This window comes from Streptomyces sp. NBC_00019 (assembly GCF_045041015.1).
Taxonomy (GTDB): domain Bacteria; phylum Actinomycetota; class Actinomycetes; order Streptomycetales; family Streptomycetaceae; genus Streptomyces.
The window spans coordinates 5,518,183-5,535,882 of sequence record NZ_CP108302.1; the positions used below are offsets into that span (position 1 = coordinate 5,518,183).

General features: G+C 67.8%; 19 protein-coding genes. 8 read left to right on the forward strand and 11 right to left on the reverse strand.

From position 1 onward, the window contains the following. Positions 1-6 precede the first annotated feature (6 nt). The 6 genes from OHU89_RS25975 to OHU89_RS26000 form a co-directional block, all read right to left on the reverse strand. Positions 7-633 (reverse strand): thymidylate synthase, encoded by a 627-nt coding sequence (locus OHU89_RS25975; RefSeq protein ID WP_405646218.1) that lies wholly within the window; start codon positions 631-633, stop codon positions 7-9. Continuing rightward, the gene (locus OHU89_RS25980) at positions 630-2,369 is read right to left on the reverse strand and encodes a hypothetical protein (protein WP_405646220.1); all 1,740 of its coding nucleotides are present in this window, start codon (positions 2,367-2,369) and stop codon (positions 630-632) included. Before OHU89_RS25980 ends, OHU89_RS25975 begins: the two co-directional genes overlap by 4 nt. 737 nt (positions 2,370-3,106) lie before the next feature. After that, positions 3,107-4,069, reverse strand: a complete 963-nt coding sequence (locus OHU89_RS25985; RefSeq protein ID WP_405646222.1) for a nucleoside hydrolase — start codon at positions 4,067-4,069, stop codon at positions 3,107-3,109. 27 nt (positions 4,070-4,096) lie between these two features. Beyond that, positions 4,097-5,311: a threonine--tRNA ligase gene (thrS, locus tag OHU89_RS25990; protein WP_405646223.1), complete on the reverse strand. Its 1,215-nt coding sequence runs from the start codon at positions 5,309-5,311 to the stop codon at positions 4,097-4,099. A gap of 195 nt (positions 5,312-5,506) precedes the next feature. Then, on the reverse strand, positions 5,507-5,695 hold the full coding sequence (locus OHU89_RS25995) for a DUF397 domain-containing protein (RefSeq protein ID WP_405646225.1): 189 nt from the start codon (positions 5,693-5,695) through the stop codon (positions 5,507-5,509). 5 nt (positions 5,696-5,700) lie between these two features. Beyond that, a complete protein-coding gene (locus OHU89_RS26000; protein WP_405646226.1) occupies positions 5,701-6,579 on the reverse strand; it encodes a helix-turn-helix domain-containing protein in 879 nt (292 codons plus the stop codon). 153 nt (positions 6,580-6,732) lie between these two features. Between OHU89_RS26000 and OHU89_RS26005 the strand changes: the two genes are divergently transcribed. Genes OHU89_RS26005 through OHU89_RS26015 form a run of 3 tightly spaced genes read left to right on the forward strand, consistent with a single transcriptional unit; the run spans position 6,733 to position 7,831 of the window. Further along, positions 6,733-7,173, forward strand: coding sequence for an ATP-binding protein (locus OHU89_RS26005; RefSeq protein WP_405646227.1), 441 nt, complete (start codon positions 6,733-6,735; stop codon positions 7,171-7,173). 59 nt (positions 7,174-7,232) lie between these two features. Further along, a complete protein-coding gene (locus OHU89_RS26010) occupies positions 7,233-7,520 on the forward strand; it encodes a hypothetical protein (RefSeq protein ID WP_405646229.1) in 288 nt (95 codons plus the stop codon). Next, positions 7,517-7,831, forward strand: coding sequence for a hypothetical protein (locus tag OHU89_RS26015; protein WP_405646231.1), 315 nt, complete (start codon positions 7,517-7,519; stop codon positions 7,829-7,831). The genes OHU89_RS26010 and OHU89_RS26015 overlap by 4 nt, the downstream gene beginning before the upstream one ends. Positions 7,832-7,923: 92 nt before the next feature. Here the strand turns inward: OHU89_RS26015 and OHU89_RS26020 are convergent, their stop codons facing one another. Continuing rightward, a complete protein-coding gene (locus OHU89_RS26020) occupies positions 7,924-8,853 on the reverse strand; it encodes an LAETG motif-containing sortase-dependent surface protein (RefSeq protein WP_405646233.1) in 930 nt (309 codons plus the stop codon). A 284-nt stretch (positions 8,854-9,137) separates the two neighbouring features. Here OHU89_RS26020 and OHU89_RS26025 point away from each other — a divergent pair, with 284 nt between their 5' ends. After that, a complete protein-coding gene (locus OHU89_RS26025; protein WP_405646234.1) occupies positions 9,138-10,787 on the forward strand; it encodes a glycoside hydrolase family 13 protein in 1,650 nt (549 codons plus the stop codon). On the opposite strand, the gene OHU89_RS26030 is transcribed toward OHU89_RS26025, so the two are convergent. Continuing rightward, positions 10,788-11,531: a DUF4142 domain-containing protein gene (locus OHU89_RS26030; protein WP_405654657.1), complete on the reverse strand. Its 744-nt coding sequence runs from the start codon at positions 11,529-11,531 to the stop codon at positions 10,788-10,790. Positions 11,532-11,693: 162 nt separating this feature from the next. On the opposite strand from OHU89_RS26030, the gene OHU89_RS26035 reads away from it, so the two are divergent. Further along, positions 11,694-12,833: a PucR family transcriptional regulator gene (locus OHU89_RS26035; protein WP_405646236.1), complete on the forward strand. Its 1,140-nt coding sequence runs from the start codon at positions 11,694-11,696 to the stop codon at positions 12,831-12,833. A gap of 170 nt (positions 12,834-13,003) precedes the next feature. Further along, entirely contained in the window at positions 13,004-13,765 is a 762-nt protein-coding gene (locus OHU89_RS26040; protein ID WP_405646238.1) for a carboxypeptidase regulatory-like domain-containing protein, read from the forward strand. A 4-nt stretch (positions 13,766-13,769) separates the two neighbouring features. On the opposite strand, the gene OHU89_RS26045 is transcribed toward OHU89_RS26040, so the two are convergent. Next, entirely contained in the window at positions 13,770-14,936 is a 1,167-nt protein-coding gene (locus tag OHU89_RS26045) for a hypothetical protein (protein ID WP_405646240.1), read from the reverse strand. Between the two features lie 422 nt (positions 14,937-15,358). Between OHU89_RS26045 and OHU89_RS26050 the strand changes: the two genes are divergently transcribed. After that, positions 15,359-16,033 carry a DUF6445 family protein gene (locus OHU89_RS26050; RefSeq protein WP_046262261.1) on the forward strand — a complete coding sequence of 225 codons (675 nt, stop codon included), beginning with the start codon at positions 15,359-15,361 and terminating at the stop codon, positions 16,031-16,033. Between the two features lie 28 nt (positions 16,034-16,061). Here OHU89_RS26050 and OHU89_RS26055 read toward each other — a convergent pair whose 3' ends face one another. Further along, positions 16,062-16,532 (reverse strand): hypothetical protein, encoded by a 471-nt coding sequence (locus OHU89_RS26055; protein WP_405646242.1) that lies wholly within the window; start codon positions 16,530-16,532, stop codon positions 16,062-16,064. 124 nt (positions 16,533-16,656) lie between these two features. On the opposite strand from OHU89_RS26055, the gene OHU89_RS26060 reads away from it, so the two are divergent. After that, positions 16,657-17,172 carry a hypothetical protein gene (locus OHU89_RS26060; RefSeq protein WP_405646243.1) on the forward strand — a complete coding sequence of 172 codons (516 nt, stop codon included), beginning with the start codon at positions 16,657-16,659 and terminating at the stop codon, positions 17,170-17,172. A gap of 78 nt (positions 17,173-17,250) precedes the next feature. Here the strand turns inward: OHU89_RS26060 and OHU89_RS26065 are convergent, their stop codons facing one another. Beyond that, on the reverse strand, positions 17,251-17,613 hold the full coding sequence (locus tag OHU89_RS26065) for a DUF6479 family protein (protein ID WP_405646245.1): 363 nt from the start codon (positions 17,611-17,613) through the stop codon (positions 17,251-17,253). Positions 17,614-17,700: the final 87 nt, after the last annotated feature.

A 17,700-nucleotide genomic window follows, 5' to 3' on the forward strand; every position in this document is an offset into this window, starting at 1 on the left:
TCCGCTTCATAGGATATTTACTCCATTTTCTTTACGTCCATCGATGAGCCGTTGGGCCGCTCCCCAGTCGTGCTGATATATGTGCGCCGAAAGTATGTGTAGTGTTAATACACCAACTTCTGTTCCTACCGCTTGCGCGATCTCTTGTTGAAAATCGCGCAGTGCGCAAACGTTACCAGGCTGGCTAGCCAATACATTCTGGCTTCGATAAACGGACGTCAAATAGAGGGCGCCATCTCTTATTTTGCAGTCCATGAGCGATATGCAACTCAACCTATTGTTGCCCGGCACATGGAAGCTGATGGTAGCCGATTTGGTATGCGTCTTGCCTTTTAGCCTCTCAATCAGCCAATCGATCTGATCAACGCCCATCTGATTGCGGAATAGGCGGCCGTAACTAGTATCGTATGGCGCAACCGGTTCCAGGGACTTGTACTTTCTGAGCATAAGCTCAATCCGCTCCTCATTGGCACCCGCTTCGACGAAATCCCTCTGATGGCAATTGCGTGCTGAAAGGCTAACATTTATGCGTTCGCGTAAGATCAGTCCGTCATCGATTACGTCTTCTCCATTGGTCCAGACTTCCCTTAAGCAGAAGTGCCAGGCATCAGAGAAATTCTCAAATATTTTCACGAGTAGTCCCTGCTCTCCCAGTGGCGACGTACAGCTGTTCTGATGGGCTCAAATTCTGGGATGCGACGTGTCCAAGTGAAGCCCGTCTCCAAGTCGCCCACCCTGGGCTCCTTACTTGCACGGTGGATTAGATGATTGACAAGCCGGATGTGGTAAGACGAAAAATAGCTCCAACTGGGCAGAGATCGCAGTTCCATGACAAGTTGCGGCCCGAATCGAGGAGGATGCGGAGTCTCGGATAGAATGCTCAAGTGTTCCAGTAGATGGCCGTAGTAATAAGGGCTAGGGCGGTCTCTACGGTTCGTTACCTCCGTATGCGCAAGTCCCCCAGTTGTCCCGAAAAGATGAAGGATGCTGACCCTTTCCTCGAAGGCTTCATGTAGAGCATCATGCTCTCTGATACCTGTTGCCTGTCTGACCGCCTCCATGAGGATTTGACGTGAGCACGAATTGTGACTAGCAAGCCGGGTTACTTCAGATTGGAGGTGTCCTACCGCCGCGGCGTCGGCGACTACACGGGTCACCTCTCCTTGGCTCGTCTGGTGCGTGAGGTCCAATAGCTGCCGAATGGTGACGTTCAGCTGGTTAAGGACGATGCTGGCTGAAAAGTGCTCACGAATAGTGATTTGCTCGGCCGACTGAAAGTCCTGCTTGACGGCCCTTATGAAGCAATCGGCACCAGAGAATCCTCGAATCAACGCGTAAGGGCTTAGGGATAGTAGTTCTTCCGTACGATTAGCCGCATCTGAGTCGACGTTCACGAGGGATTCGGCGTCGCGTTGACCGAGATCTGATTTTCCATACTGCTGGATCTTGTAGTCGATGTAATTACGGAAATGGGCTTTTGGGTTGTGTGTATTCTCGCCCAGGAGGAAAAGTAGGTCGCCAGCTGAAATGCATGCCTGGTACTCGCATAAGAGTTTCGCTACTCGCTTTGAGCGATAGGCGTCGGCGCAGTGCAGCACCACCTTGTCCGCGAGAAGTAGGGCTGATTCGACATGCTGCTCCACGGGCGCCTCGGGGAACCGGCGTCGATAGAGCCTCTCATTATGGATATCCGTAATGGCTACGTACAGACTCGTTGGGGGTAGATCATGAAGCGTGATCACTTCAGGTGAATAGGAGATACTCGGTGTCGCGGAGAACGGTGGTGACGTGTTTTCGCTGATAGAAGCAGGAGACTTATCATGCCTGTGGAGAGAAGATATCCAAACAACGGCCGATGTCTCTTTGGCTTCCACCATGACCGGTGAGTAGTCGTCGGGTTCCAGTGACCCGTATCCAGGCTTAATTATTTTCAAGAAGAAGTCGTCAGAGACTGCAACTACTATGTCATTTCTCGTATTCCGGAGAATGTTTCGCACCACGTCGTTCTCGATAATTCGAAACGCGTGATTCAGCTGCTCGCCTGAATAGCCTGAATTCTCAACGGTCACCTCGCCATGATGAACCCCAATTCGCAGTCTTAAGGTAGCTGCGACGCTAGCCGTTCGGTTGTGATGCCGAATGCCTGTTTCTAGGGTCGGAGTAAAGGACTGGAGTAGTGCTGTCTTCTGAAGGTCGGACCTGAAAAGAAGCCACTTGCCGTCTCCGGTGTCACCCTGCGCAACGAGTGGGTCCGCCGGGGGCATAGCAGCGATTGCGGAGTTGATGATCTCTTCAAGGTCGCGACGTAATCCAGCGCGGATTGGATCCGTACGAGTGGACGAATTGAACCCTTCAATGTCTACCGTCACGATTGCATGATGCCTTGGTTCCCACTGAGCGTTAGACAATGAGACCCCCGATACTCCTGCTGCCCGTGGGTGCAATAACTATTGGCTGCCAGGTGTGCAGTCTTACAGGATGCTGTACCCAAAGTACCTAGCTTGGAAAACAAACTGGAAGCCTCGTGGACGCGGCCCTGCTCCAGGCCTTGACCCTGAGTAGGATCTACAGACCGATCACTCGCCGGAGGGGTGGTTCAGGGTAGGGCAGCGGGGCTAATGCACCCAGTGTGGAGCATGGACCCCGCGCGAAGCCGACGGCCGGCGGGCTGTACCCAGTCCACCGCAGGTGGCGGGAGCGGGATGGGCTGCCCGAGCGGCCTGAGGTAACGGTCTTGAAGACCGTAGGGACGTGAAGCGTCCCCCTGGATTCAAATCCACCGCCTCAGCATGTCTCACCGTGATCCGGCTCTGTCACCTTGTTGATCATTTGTGAGTGGACGGCATGGACCACGACGTGCCCGATCCGGCCTACGAACTCGCGGGTCCGACGGATGGATTGGTTCCTGGCGAGGACTCCGGGGTGAACGCGCCTCCGATGGCTCGCGTCCCTATGTGTTGTCGAGCAACCGGCACTGCGTTGCTCGGAGTACCCACCCCTCAGGCCTGTCCATTGGGACTACACCCCTAAGGGGTGTAGTCCCAAGAGCCGCCCACCACCGCTCAGCCGTCGCCCACCGGGCTCCCGGCTCACCGCCGAGTTACGTTCAGACGCCCTCGACCGTCGTCAGCCACAGCTTCACGTAACGCTCGACATCGACGTCCAGCCCCACATCCACCAGGGCCAATTCGCGCTCACCCTCGTGGATCTCGGCCTCACCCGGCCGCGGCCGCCGGTCAACGATCGTCTGCCCCCGAGTCGCCCCCGGCGCCAGACTCACCTCGACCGGCAGCAACTCAGTGCTCAGACCCCCCGGATCCACCACCGCACACACCGCCCCCGCGTCCCCGAGACCCCCCGTAGGCGTGGGATCCCCGGACGTCGCCGGATCACGGTGGGCCAGCAACTCGCCCGCCATCCGAAGCCGCGGCTCCGAACTCGCCCGCAACCGCTGCACATCCGCCGCCGGCACCAGCACCCGCTTGAACACATCGAGCCCGTACATGGTGATCGGCACCCCCGCGGTCAGCAGCACCGCCGCCGCCTCCGGGTCGTGCCACACATTGAACTCGGCGACCGGCGTCGCGTTGCCCGTCGTCACCGCCCCGCCCATGAACACGATCCGCTCGATGTTCCGCACCACCTCGGGATGCGTCCGCAGCAGCAGCGCGATGTTCGTCAGCGGCGCCGTCGGAATCAGCGTCACCGGCCGCGGCGACGCCAGGATCTCCCGCCGCAGCAGCGTCACCGCGTCCACGTCGACCGGCCGCCGGGTCGGCGCGGGCAGCCCGAGATCGCCCATCCCGTCCTGCCCGTGCACATGCTTCGCCGACCGGGCCGGCTCGACCAACGGCCGCTCGGCGCCCCGCGCGACGGGAATGTCACCGGCCCCGGCCTGCTCCAGGACGGTCAGGGTGTTGCGTACGACACCGTCGACGTCGGTGTTCCCGGCCACGCAGGTGATCGCCCGCACGTCGAGACCCGGGTGACGTACGGCGAACAACAGGGCCAGGGCGTCGTCGACACCGGTGTCGCAATCGATGATCACGGGAATGGGCTGGGCAGTCACAGTGGACTCCTTCCGTCGGGACCGACCTTACGCAGCCGCCCACAGTTCAGCCCCGCGAGCCTCGACCACCGACCGGACGCGGTGCAGCAGCTCCTCCACCGGCACGGCTCCCGGCTTGCGCCCGTCCCGCAGCCGTACGGCGGTCAGGTCGCCGTCGGCCTCCCGTGCGCCGATCACCGCGACGTACGGCGCGAGCCGGGCCGCACGGATGCGGGCGCCGAGGGTGCCGTGCTCGGGGCCGGCGAGTTCGGCGCGCAGTCCGAGGCCGAGGGCGCGGCGTACGACCTGGTCCGCCTGTGCGTACTGCTCCTCCGAGACGGGCAGTACGACCAGCTGCACCGGTGCCAGCCAGGCCGGGAACGCCCCGCCGTGCTCCTCGATGAGATGCGCGACCGCCCGTTCCACACTGCCGATGATGCTGCGGTGCACCATGACCGGCCGGTGCTTGGCCCCGTCGGCGCCGATGTAGTGCAGGTCGAAGCGTTCGGGCTGGTGGAAGTCGATCTGCACGGTGGAGAGGGTGGACTCGCGGCCGGCCCGGTCGGTGATCTGTACGTCGATCTTCGGCCCGTAGAAGGCCGCCTCGCCCTCCACCGCCTCGTACTCGACCCCGTCGAGGACCTGCTCCAGCAGGGCGGTGGCCCGCTTCCACAGGTCCGGATCCGCCACGTACTTGTTGCCCTCCCCGGGCAGCGACAGCCGGTACCGGGCGGCCCGGATACCGAGGTCGGCGTAGGCGCGGCGGATCAGGTCGAGGGCGGCGCGGGCCTCCTCGACGGCCTGCTCCAGGGTGCAGAAGATATGGGCGTCGTTGAGCTGGATGGCCCGGACCCGGGTCAGCCCGCCGAGCACACCGGACAGCTCGGAGCGGTACATGCCGCCCAACTCGGCCATGCGGAGCGGGAGTTCGCGGTAACTGTGCGAACGGGAGCGGTAGATGAGGGCGTGGTGGGGACAGAGGCTGGGCCGCAGCACGACCTGCTCGCTGCCCAGCTCCATGGGCGGGAACATGTCCTCGCTGTAGTGGTCCCAGTGCCCGGAGATCTCGTACAGCTCCCGTTTGCCCAGCACGGGCGAGTACACATGCCGGTAGCCGCCGACCCGCTCGGCCTCACGGACGTACTCCTCCAGGGTGTGCCGCACGACGGCCCCGTCCGGGAGCCAGTACGGCAGCCCCGCGCCCATCAGGGGGTCGGTGTCGAACAGGTCGAGCTCTCGGCCGAGGCGGCGGTGGTCGGACATGGGGGTTCCTCTCCGGATGATGAACCAGAGGGCGAGCGCCACACGACAAAACCCCGGGGCCCTCGCCCCGGGGTTCGCTTCAACTCAAGACTCAGCGCGCCGGGACAGTGTCCGGCGTCGTCGTGGCAGACGGGTTGGCGCGCTTCATGGAGGGGACGGTAGCAAGGGGGGTGGGGGCAGGGCGAAGCCTTTTCATCACGGGAGTCGGCTGACGAGACGGAGGAACGGCGTCCAGGTGTCAGGGAGTACGTGGAGTATGGGTCCGCCGGGGGTCTTGGAGTCGCGGACGGCGACGGTGGTGGGGATGTTACGGGCGACTTCGACGCACTCCTGTCCGGCGTTGCCACCGCTGTAGCTGGACTTGACGAACTCGTATGCAGGCACGCCGACTACATCTCCTTCAGGATCCCGTCGATCAGTCTGACCGAGTTGCGCTGCGCGAGACTCAACCGCGTGATGCGCTCGAAGAGCGTGTTGTGGTGCTCGGCATCAGTATCGCTCTCCAACCAGACGGTCGACGAGGTGGTATCTGCGTGGACCACGTCCAGGGCTCCGGGTTCCGCGAAGGACACGATCGTGAAGGCGCTGGTCATGCCCGGATGGGCACCCGCGAGGTAGGGAAGCACCTGCAGCTTCACGTTCGGTCGCCGCGCCATGTCCAGCAGGTGCTCCAGCTGGGCCCGCATGACCTCACGTCCGCCTACGAGTTGGCGTAGGGAAGCCTCGTGTACGACGGCCCAGAGTCCCAACGGGCTGTCCGCGTCCAACCGGGCCTGCCGGGCCATCCGGGACTCGACGAACGGCTCGATCTCGTCCGGGTCCTCCCAGTGGCCGTTTCCGACCGCGAGCGCCCGCGCGTAATCGGCCGTCTGCAACAGGCCTGGGATGATGGCCAGTTGCCAGGTGCGAATGGTGGTCGCGATGTCCTCAAGCGCCACGTACTCAACCATCGTCTGCAGCTGCGGGTACTGGTTCCACCAGCCGTGCGCCTTGCGCCGCTCGCGGTCCGCCTTCGCCAACGCCAGTAGCTTTCCGACCACGGTCTCATCGTTCTCGCCGTACAGATGGCACAGCGCCCTGACGTCCGGGTCACGCAACGGCACCTGTCCGCGTTCGATCTTCGCGATCTTCGTGACCGACGCCGTCAACGCCTCGGCCGCATGCGTCTGACGCAGATCGAGTGCTTCCCGCATGCGCAGGAGCTCTCCGCCCAGTCGGCGCCCCAGAACAGTCGTGATGGTCCGTCCGCGATCAGGGTTGTTTCCCATGCAGCGATTCCTCCGCTCAGAACGGCAGCGAAATTTCTGCCGCGTTCGATTGCTGCCATGAACCTCTCACGGCTACCTTAAGTACTCAATCGCCCACTCAGTGAAACCAGTTGGCGGAGACGCATCGTGCTGCCCCGAACCCCGGAGGATTCCGTGACCGACGCCTGCCCTCCCCCGTACCCCAAGGGTCACGACCGCCACGATGCCGTCAGCTACGCCCCGTACCCGCGCAGCATCCCCCTTGCCCGCAGGCACGTCGCTCAACTCGCCATCGACTGGGGCCATCCCGGCGTGGCGGGTGATCTTGCCGTCCTGGCAAGCGAGTTGTGCACCAACGCCCTGCTGCACGGGAGCCTCCGGGACCGACTCTTCCGTGTGGAAACGTCCCTGACCGGCAAGGCCCTCCGAGTGGCCGTCACCGACCCGCGACGCGAGCGCCTTCCGGACTCCCGCCGCTCGCACCCCGACGACCAGTTCGGCCGGGGCCTGCTCATCGTCCACACGCTGGCCGACCGCTGGGCAGTGGAACAGCTCGTCGTCGGCAAGACCGTCTGGGCGGAACTGGATCTTCTGGTGGGAGGCGAGGAAGGGTGACGTACAGCCCGCGCGTCGTACTGTGGAGCAGACACCGCGAAGAGGGAGCGACGACCGTCATGACCACTGACCCCGCAGGCTCCGGATCACAGCTCCCGCCTATGCGCACCATCGGCCAGGTCCGCGCCGCCCTCACCATGGGCTACGGCTTCCCCGGTGACGCCGATGACTTCGAAGCCGAGCTGGCCCGCGAGATCAACCACGCTGACCCCGCCGACCTCTCCGGTGTCGTTCGCCTGGTCGAGGAGTTCCGGGGCCGGATCATTGCCCGTCAGGATCCCGGCTTCGATGCCGCTGTGTCAGCCGCCGTGGGGGACATCGAGGCGGCCCGGGGTGCCGGGCGGTGAGCGTTGCGCGTCCCCAGGCCGTCGCGGAGATCACGCATGAAGCTCGCGCCCGTTGTCGGGCCATCGGCGGGGGAGCGCTCGAAGCCGTGGAGCTCCTGCGGGCCGAACTGGAGAAGAACCCGGAACTCGGGCGACGTGCCGGGAGCGCGGTCGGGGGCATGAAGATCTACACGACCCGCCTCGAAGGAACCGACGCCCGCCCGACGCTCACCGTCACCTACGTCTACGACGCCCCTCCTCCAGAGCCCGGCTTGATCCGTATCGCGCTGGTGTCCCCTGTCCGCCTCGCGGGCGGTGACATCGGGTTCTGAACCTCGCGCCGCCGCCATGGTGAAGAGGGCCACCCGCACCATGAACGCCGGGTCCGGATAGTTCGGACCCGGCGTTCATGGCGTCGTACAAACTACGCGCGCGTCGCCTTGCGACGGCGGGTCGCCAGGACGATGCCCGCGCCGCCGGCCAGCAGGACGGCCGCGCCGATGGCGATCGGGCCGGTCGCGCTGGAGCCGCCGGTCTCGGCGAGGTCGCCGCCGCCGTTCGGGGTGGCCGCGGGGGCCGTGGTGGACTCCGAGGCGGACGGGGTCGGGGTGCCCGTCGACGGGGTCTCGGAGGCCGGAGGCGTGGACTCGGAGGCCGGGGGAGTCGACTCGGAGGCCGGCGGGGTCGATTCGGACGCCGGGGGGGTCGACTCGGCGGGCGGGGTCGCCGGCGGCGTGGTCTGCGTCGTCGAGCAGTCCTTCGTGCCGCCGTTCCAGGCCGCGATCAGCTTGTCCTTGATGACCGGGCGGTCCGGACCCTTGGGCAGCTCACCGTGGGTGAAGCCGTCGTTGGCGTCGAGGTTGCCGTCGAACTTCGTGGCGCCCCGGTAGAGGTCGATCTGCGCGTAGCAGCCGGCGTCGGGCACCGCGATGTCGAGGGAGTCGGTCTGGCCCTGCTTGACGGTCACCGTGTCGAAGTCGACGAAGATCTGCTCGCCGGAGGTCGCGAAGGTCGGACCGTGGGCGATGTAGGAGGCCAGCGACGCCGTGCAGGTGGCCGCGTCCTGAGCCGCGCGGACCTTGATGTGGACCTTGCCGTCCTCGGTCGGCTTCAGGTTCTGGTCGTCGACCTTGACCGAGTCGAAGAAGCTGACCCCGTCCAGGGAGAACTGGCAGCGGTCGGTCCCCGTCTCCGTACCCGCGCCCGTGCCGGGCTTGTAAGTACCACCGTGGTTCCAGCCGTCGCCGCCGGGCCCGGTGGCCCAGGCGGCGGATGCGCCCGAGGCGCAGAGGGCGAGCGTCGCGGCGCCCGTCCCCAGCAGGCGGCGCACAGTGACACGTCTCGCTATGGACATGCGTATCCCATCAGGATGGAGTGATCCGAAAACGCCGAGGGCACAGAAAAGCACTCGGCAACACTGGGCTCATTGGTCACATGCGCCACAGCTGCGGACATCGTGGATCTCGCCGCCGAGGGGTGTCAACCTGCGGGAATGCAAGGTCTGTTCATCGGCCATCACAATTCCGCCACACAAGGAACACGGCGCTCCGCACCTTGGGGAGGTTCGTCCCTCCACAGCTGTGGACAGATTCCCCTTTGTTCGTCTTTGCCGTACGCACAAAGCACTCAGGAGATCGTGTGACCCCCGACCTCTCGTCCAGGGACCCGAACTGGTGGCGGCAGGCTGTCGTCTACCAGGTCTACCCCCGAAGCTTCGGCGACGCCGACGGCGACGGGCTCGGTGACATCAGAGGCGTCACCGAGCGGCTCACGCATCTGAGCGGCCTCGGCGTCGACGCCCTGTGGCTGAGCCCCTTCTATCCGTCCGAACTCGCCGACGGCGGCTACGACGTCGCCGACTACCGGGACGTCGACCCGCGCCTGGGCACCCTCGACGACTTCGACGCCATGGTCGCCGAGGCCCACCGTCTCGGACTGAAGGTCATCGTCGACCTCGTCCCCAACCACAGCTCCCACCAGCACGTGTGGTTCCAGGAGGCCCTCGCCGCCGGGCCCGGCTCGGCCGCCCGCGAGCGGTACGTCTTCCGGGACGGGCGGGGTGCGCACGGGGAACTGCCGCCCACCGACTGGCAGTCCGTGTTCGGCGGCAGCGCGTGGAAGCGGGTGCCGGACGGGCAGTGGTATCTGCACCTGTTCACGCCCGAGCAGCCCGACTTCAACTGGGACCACGACGAGGTCCGCGCCGACTTCCGCACCACCCTGTGCTTCTGGTCCGACCGGGGTGTCGACGGCTTCCGTGTCGACGTGGCCCACGCCCTGGCCAAGGACCTCGCCGAGCCGCTGCGCGACCTCGGGGCACCCGAACTCAGCGGCGAGGAGGCGCTGGCCGAGTTCGCGCCCGGCACCCACCCCTTCTTCGACCGCGACGAGGTCCACGAGATCTACCGCGAGTGGCGCAAGGTCTTCGACTCCTACCGCCCGCCCCGCATGGCGGTCGCCGAGGCCTGGGTCCCGAGCGCGGCCCGGCGCGCGCAGTACGCCCGCCCCGAGGAGCTCGGACAGGCCTTCAACTTCGCCTACCTGCTCGCGGGCTGGGACGCGGCGGAACTCCGCCAGGTCATCGTCGACTCCCTCGCCGGCGCCCGCGAGGCCGGGGCCTCGGCCACCTGGGTGCTCTCCAACCACGACGTCGTACGCCACACCTCCCGCCTGATGCTCCCGCCGGGCACGGACGAGAACGCCTGGCTGCTCTCCGGCGGCCACGCACCGCAGGTCGATACCGCCAAGGGGCTGCGCCGTGCGCGCGCCGCCACACTCCTCATGCTGGCGCTGCCCGGATCCTCGTACGTCTACCAGGGCGAGGAACTCGGGCTGCCCGAGGTCGCCGACCTGCCCGTCGAGGTGCTCCAGGACCCGATCTGGGAGCAGACGGGACGCGTCCGCAAGGGCCGCGACGGCTGCCGGGTGCCGCTGCCGTGGACGCGGACCGGGCCGTCGTACGGCTTCGGCGCGGGCGGGGCCTGGCTGCCGCAGCCGGAGAGCTTCGCGGAGTACGCCGTCGAGGCACAGGACGGCAGCGAGGGCTCCACCCTGGAGCTGTACCGCACGGCCCTGAAGCTGCGCCGCAAACTGCTGGAGGGAGAGGCGCTGACCTGGACGGACGGGGCCACCGACGGGGTGCTGGACTTCGTACGGCACGACGGGTGGCGGTGTGTGGCCAACCTGTCCCCGGCGGCGGTGGAACTGCCGCCGGGTGAAGTGCTGCTCGCCAGCGGCCCGTTGGAGGACGGACTGCTGGCACCGGACACGACCGTCTGGCTCGCCTAGTCAGCCGATGGTGGGACTCTGGCTGGCGCCCGAGCTCGGGGTGCCGCCCGACTGTTCGCCCGGGATCGCGATCGGCGTGGACGTCGGGTTCGCCGGCGGGCTGAGTACGACCATCGGCTCGCCGGGCTGCGGCGCCGGCGGGGTCAGGTCGTCGGTGGGCAGTTTGGGCGGGGTGGTCTGCTGGAAGAGGGCCTGGTCGAAGTTGACGAAGCCGGTCTTCTCCATGACCGTGATGTGGTCCAGGACCGTGTCGTTGGCCATGTCGGCCAGCGATCGCACCAGCGAGTTCTTCGTGGTGGAGCGGATCTTGGCGATCGTGTTGAAGATCGAACCGTGGGTCGTGCGCAGGATGTTGGCGAAGGTCGAGTCGAATTCCCGGCCGTTGGCGGTCTGGATCTGGTTCACGAAGGCCACCTGCTGCGGGCTCGCCACGTTCGGCAGGGTGACGTTGAGCATCGGGGCGACCTTGCGGCAGGCGGCGTCCAGGGCCGCGTGCCCGTCCAGGAGATGCCGTCCCGCTTCCTTCACCTCCTCGGTCGTCCCCTTCTCCAAGGCGATGTTCCCCAGCGGGTACTCCCACAGGCCCGCCGCCCGCACCTTGACCACGAAGTCCCGGTCCTGCTCGGTCAACGGACCCCACTGGGTCTGGGCGATCACGCGGTCCTGGGCGGTGGACACCTTGTCGAAGCCGAGCATCGCGGGATAGGCGAGCGCGACCAGGGTCAGGCTGAGCGCACCGCCCACGAAGAGCGTTCCCGTGGCATTCCGCGAAAAGCGCACCGTGGCTCCTGTTCCGATCGGGGTTGTTCGGTCCTGTAATACGGACGGGGAGCCACGGGTGTTCATGACGCGTACGTCACTTCGTCGGTCGCTCGGCTCTGGTTACCGTTGCGCGGGAGGTGAGGCATGTCTTTGTCACCTGGGGCCCGTGCGCTGGCCGCTCGCTGCGAAGGGCAGGTCAATGAGCTTGCCCGGCGGATGGCTCGCGGGGTCTTCGAGCAGCTGCCGGGGTATGCCGAGCTGCCCGCCGAGGTGAAGGACGTGGAGATCGCCGCCACCGCGCGGCAGGCGATGCGGCTGTTCCTGCGGAACGCCGGGTCGCCGGACGGAGGGCTCGAGCTCTTTCAGGAGCGGGCCGTGCAGCGGGCCGAGGAGGGGATGCCGCTGCATCTGCTGCTGCGGACGTACACCCTGGGCGCGCAGGTGCTGTGGCAGGCGTTGGAAGAGGTGGCCCGGCCCGGGGAGGAGGCCGCGCTCGTCGAGTTGGGCGGTGCGTTGCTGTCCTCGCAGGGGCGGGTCGTCGGTGCCGTGGCGGAGAGCTATCTCGACGAGCAGGCCGCGCTCGCCGCGGAGCACAGGGAGCGGCGCCGCGCCCTGGCCCGTGCGCTGCTGGACGGGACCCCGCACCCCGACCGGCCCGCTCCGGACGTCCCTGCCCTCGTCCTGAGGCTGGAGTTCGGGCCCCGGGGCGCTCTCGGCTCCGTGGCGGAACGGCGTCTGGTGCGTCGCGTGCAGACGGAGCTGGACCGGGAGTTCGGGACGGAGGTGGCGGCGGTGCTCGATACGCGGGGCGGGTTCGCGGTCGTGCCGCACGCGACGGACGTGTCCGACGGGTTGCCCGGTGTCCTGCGGGAGGTGGCCGAGCCGGGGGTGCGGCTGGCCGTGGCCCTCGCACCGGACACGGCGGGGGTCCCGCACGCCTCGTACGTCGCCGCCGAGATCGTCCGGGTCGCGCGGGCCTGCGGCCGGCCGCCCGGGGTGCACCGGCTGGACGACGTCCTGCTGGAGTACCACCTGTCCCGCCCCAGCGACGGCAGCGACCGCATCGCCGCGCTCCTCGCTCCGCTGGCGGACCGCCCCGACCTGCTGGAGACCCTCCGCACCCACCTCGAACAACGCCAGGACCGCCGAGCCACGGCCCGCCTCCTCAACCTCCACCCCAACTCGGTGGACAACCGACTGGCACGCATCGCGGAACTGACGGGCCTGGATCCGGGAGCACCGAGGGACGCGGCGCTGGCACTGGCAGCACTGCTGCTGCGCTGACAGATGCCGGTAATGGGAACGCGCCCAGAAGGGGCGCGGGGCTGTATCGATACGCGGCTCCGCCGCGGGGCGCGACCAGCCACGATGAACCCGCACTCGCCAACGAACAAGCAACCCATACGGACGCACAGCGCAAGCCCCACCCCCCGACGCCCCGTCAGAATCGAGAAATGAGCCGGAAGACACTAGCCCTGGGTATCGCCGCACTCACCCTGATCGCGACGCCCGCCTCCGCACACGGCGGCCGTGACCTCTGGGCCACCGTCACCATCGTGCCCGGTCGCGAGGGCATCGTGGAGGCCGCCGGATACACCGGCCCCGCCCTCGGCGCGGGGTCACGACTGACGCTCACCGCCCCCGAGGGCACCGAGGTCACCGACACCCCCCTCGACGCCCACGGCTTCCGCGGCGCGGTCGACACCGACGGCGACAGCGCCACGTACACCTACACGGGCACCACGAACGCCGGCGCCTGGCATGAGCAGACCTTCCCCTTCGTCCTCTCCGTACCGGCCGACGCGGTGCCCGGCACCCGCCTGACCGGCTGCGCGATGCGGCTCACGGACGAGAGCGGCACCCGCAAGGACCACGGAACCTGCGCGGTGACCGTCGGCCTGCCCGAACCGACGCTGGCCCGGCCCGAGTCCGGGGTGCCGCTCGGCGCGCGGCCGGAGATGGCCGGGACCGCGTATCCGGGGGCGCAGGTGACCGTGCGGCACGAGGACGCGGAGGACGAGGGGGTGACCGGGCAGGGACCGGAGCCGGGGGCCGAGGTGTGCACCACGACGGCCGGTGCCGGCGGCACGTGGTCCTGCCGGCCCGCGCTGCCGCTCCCCGCCGGTCCTGGACGGCTCCAGGCGACCGCCTCCCTCAACGGGGTCAGTGCGGTGAGCGAGCAGAAGAACGTCACGGTGGGGTCCGCCACGCGGTGACGGGTCACGACGGGTTCGCGTGGGACACCCTGCGCAGCACCGTCGGATAGGGCAGGGCCGTGGCGAGTTCGCGCACCCGGGCCGCACACCGCCCGGCCTCGTCCGTGCGGCCCAGCACCGCCAGCGCCGTCGCCTGCGCGGTACGGGCCTCGCACTCGGTGACCGCCTCGCCCGACCCGGCGGCCCGTACGGCCTCCTCCGCGGCGAGCCGGGCGGCGCGCGCGGGATCGCCGGCCGTGAGGTGGGCCCAGGCGGCGATGACGGGGACGCCGGTGCCGGACACGGTTTCCAGCAGGGCGAGGGCGCGGTCGGGGCGGACGTCGCGGAGCGCCAACCCGGCCTGGGCGGTGCGTACTTCGTAGTCGGCCTGGTGGTCGGGGCGACGGGACACACAGTGGGCCGCGCGGGTCAGCAGTTCCCGGGGGTCGGGGAGCGCGGGGCGGGGGCCGCCGCGCAGCTGGACGCGGGCGAGGGCGGCGAGCGCGTACGGCAGGCACCAGCCGGAGTGGGCCTGGGCCTCGGCGACGGCGTCGGCGGCGAGTTCCGCGGCCGCTTCGAACTCGCCGAGCAGGAGGTGTACTTCGGCGAGGTTGGCGCGTTCGAAGGCGGCAGCCTCGGGGTCCCCGCAGCCGTCGGCCAGTTCGAGGGCGCGGCGGCCGATCGCGGCGGCTTCCCGTAGCCGGCCCGAGCGTCTCGCATGCTCGCGCAGGAAGGCTTCGAGGGCGGCGGCCAGGTGGGCGGTGGTTCCGGTGCGCAGGGCGCGCTCGGCGAGGGTCTCGGCCTCGTCGGCGTCGATCCACACCGTCTCGGGCGCCAGCCGGAGCAGTGCGCCCTCGCCGACCAGGTACGAGGAGGGGGTGCGGGCCGTCAGCTCCGGCTCCAGGGCGCGGCGGGCGGCGTGCAGGGCGACGCGGAGGCTGCCTAGGGCGGCGGGGGTGCCGGCCGTGTCGGGCCAGCACATCTCGATGATCTCCTCGCGGTGCCTGACCCGGCCGGGGGAGACGGCCAGCAGTTCGACGAGGCGACGGGAGCTGGGGCGCGGCCTGCGATCGGCGACGGGGGCCCCGTTCGTCCGTTCGGTGCGGAAGCCGCCGAGCAGGTACAGCCGCAGGACGGGCGGCGCCGGCCGGCGCACGGCACCGTCCGCCGTTTCCGCGTTTCTGCTGCTCATGTGGGCCGCACTCTAGCCCGGTTTCCTGTTTTGACCGGAATATGACCGGACAAACAAAATGTCCGGACATGTGAAACGCCCGGACGGATCACCGGAGGCCCCGCGATTGGTGACCTCATCGGTCTCACGGGGCTCCCGGCGTGTATCCCTACCCCCCACAGGAGGGATACGGCGGCTCCCGTCCCGAGGGGCATTACTCGGCCCTGCTCGTGGCCAATGTGTCGGAACAGGGCCGATGTGAGCGACCTTAGGCAGCGGGCGTTACTGGCAAATTACTGACACATGGGGTTCGGAATGCGGACAATTGCGTGCGTGATATCCCGTATTCCGTGCGCTCGTTGACGGAAGGTTGACCACTTCGCGGGAGAGTCCAGACCTCTTTGCGGGAGAGTCAAAAGAAGGCCCGGCCCTAGATTCGGCGCATGCCCCCACACCCCCCTGCCACCCTTCCCGTGCTCCCTTACCGCAAGCCCACCAAGGGGCGTGACTACTGGGTCCTGGACGACGTCCTGCCCGACGCGGACGCCGTACGGGAGCGGTGTCTGGCCAAGGATGACTGGGTCGAGGGCTACCCGCACAAGCCGGAGGCGTGGCCGGGGCTGCGGGCCATGCCGGGCCTGGAACCGGACGAACTGGCCCGGGTCGAACGGCTGGTGCGGCAGGCCACCGGTGCCAAGGAGCTGTGGGTCCAGCGCACACCCGGCGGCGGCACCCTCAACCACAACTGCGTCCAGGTGGTCGGCGAGGGCGAGAGCACGCCCCGTCCGCACACCGACTCGCGCAACCTGTGCCGGTACGCGGCGGTCCTCTACCTCAACCCCGGCGTCCCCAAGGACTGCGGGACCAGCTTCTATCGCCAGTCCCTGCCCGGCGGCCGTCTCGGCGGCAATGTCGTCCAGGCCCCGCACAACAACCTCGTCGACGCGCTCGGCACCCGGTTCGTGGCGCCGGACGCCTTCGAGGAGGACGTACGCGTGCCGCACCGGTACAACCGGCTGCTGCTCTACAGCGCCAACCTGGTGCACAGCGCGACCGGTTACTGCGGCGCCACCCTGGAGGAGAAGCGGATGACGGCGGTCTTCTTCTGGATGGCGTGAGGCCTCGGCGCGGGAGTCGGCGGCGGCTTCAGTAGCGGACCGCCCTGTCCACCTCCGCCTTCACCCCACCGGACACATCGCGGTTGCTGCGGGCCGTCGCCTTCCCGGACTTGCCCGCCGCCACGTCGGAGACGGTCACCGCGACCGCGTCGAGGAAGTTGCCGTCGCCGTCGGTGAAGTTCACCTGCACCAGGAAGGACTTCTGCGAGCCGCCGGTGTTGGTCGCGGTGACCTCGGCCTCGGCGCGCCCGCCGGAGGTGGTGACCGTGCCGAGCTTCACGTCGTCCTTGACGTCGACGCCGTTCTTGATGTCGTCGAACCTCTCGCCGACCTCCGCCGTCGCCGACGCGAACACGTCCGCGCCCTGGGACGCGGCGGACGCGGCCCTGCTCGCCACCGACGCGGGTGTGTCGTCGTCGGAGCAGCCGGTGAGTCCGGTGAGTCCGGTGAGTGCGGCGGCCGCGACAGCCGCCGCCAGTGCCCGGCGGTAGCCGGTCATATCGCCTCCAGGGTGCTGCGGGTGCCTCCAGTGAAGATCGGCCCGCCCGCGGCCGCACCCCGGCCGTCACCCGTACGGCCCTGCCCCCGTGGTGCCCGCCGGGGCCCGGGCAGATCGTCGAACCATGACTCAGCAACCGCATGCGACACCGCCCTCCGCGACACCCCCCTCCGCGACACCGCCCGTATGGGACAAGGAGCACCAGCAGGCCGCGCCCACCCCGGCCGACATGCCGGCGGGCAGCGGGTTCGCGACCGGCGGGCTCGTCTTCGCTGGTGTCCTGATGCTGGTGAACGGCGTGCTCGCGATCCTCCAGGGCATCTCCGCGCTCGCCACGGACGATGTCTACAACCGGGTCGGCGACTACGTCTACAAGATCAGCCTCACCGGCTGGGGCGTCATCCTGCTCGTCCTGGGCGTCGTCCTCCTGGCCGTGGGCTACGGCGTCCTCAAGGGTGCCTGGTGGGCCCGGATGACCGGCATCTTCCTGGCCTCGGCGAGCATGGTCCTGCACTTCCTGTTCCTGCCGTACTCCCCCACCTGGTCCGTGATCATGGTCGGCGTCGACTTCTTCGTGATCTGGGCCCTGGCGACGGCGCCCCACGTCTCAGGGCGCGGTACCGCTCCAGCAGGGCGCTGACCCGGGCCGGATCCCTGACGGCACAGCTGAAGAGGGGCTGCCCGCCTGGTCGGCGGGGCAGCCCCTGGCGTCACACCGTCACACGTGTCCCAGGCCGCCGCTGCCGAAGGATCCGCTGGACCCGGGCAGCCAGCGCTTTCGCTGCTGGTCCTCGCCTCGTTTACTGCCGGGATGGAGCTGATACGGCATGAGCCGCTCCCGCTCCGCGAGCGGGACCACGTTCGGCTCCCGCATCTCTCTGATCTCGTGGACCGCGCCGGTGCTGGGAAGGGTGGGCTGCTCGTCCGGGCGGGGCCTGCGAAGTTCCCGGTCCTGTACCCGCATGCCGAACTGCACGGCCAAGATCAGTGCACCGGCGATGAACGCACCACCGACGAAAGCGGCGATCACGTTGAGCACGTCGCTTCCCGCGGCCGCTACTACAAACGTTGCGGTACTCATATTGCAAGTATCGCCGAAATGCCTCAAAAGGGCAGACCTGAATTCGAGGAACCTGTCCAAGTGCTGTCTTCTGGATTTCCGGGAACT